General features: G+C 70.3%; 1 pseudogene. It reads left to right on the top strand.

Annotated features, from left to right (window positions below):
- Window positions 1-238: 238 nt before the first annotated feature.
- Window positions 239-407 (top strand): annotated as a pseudogene (locus GTW43_RS38055) (PadR family transcriptional regulator); the annotation flags it as partial.

Below are 407 nucleotides of genomic sequence, written 5' to 3' on the forward strand. Positions count from 1 at the left end.
CAGCAGGGCGCCGGGGCGCGGTAGAGCCATCCAGCACCCCCCCAGCACCCCCCAGCACCCCCCCAGCACCCCCAGCGCCCTCGGTCGCGCGACTGGGTTCGTCGGGACAGAAGCCCGAACGTCGAGAAAAGGTGGGTTTGCCTTCCGAGCTCTACCGATATATCGTCGAGACATCGCGACCGATTGAAGATCGCGATAACGAACTCACCCACGATCGGTCACGGAAGGACTGATGACCATGCGTACGCAAGGACACGACCACGGACATGAACACTTCGGCCCCGGCCACCACGGGCGCGGCGGTTTCGAGCGCGGCGGCTTCGAGGGCCGGCGCGGGGCGTTCGGCCCCTTCGGCCCCGGCTTCGGCCCGGGACCCTGGGGCGGACGCGGAGGCCGCGGCGGCGGGC

It is taken from the genome of Streptomyces sp. SID5785, from assembly GCF_009870065.1.
Lineage (GTDB): Bacteria > Actinomycetota > Actinomycetes > Streptomycetales > Streptomycetaceae > Streptomyces.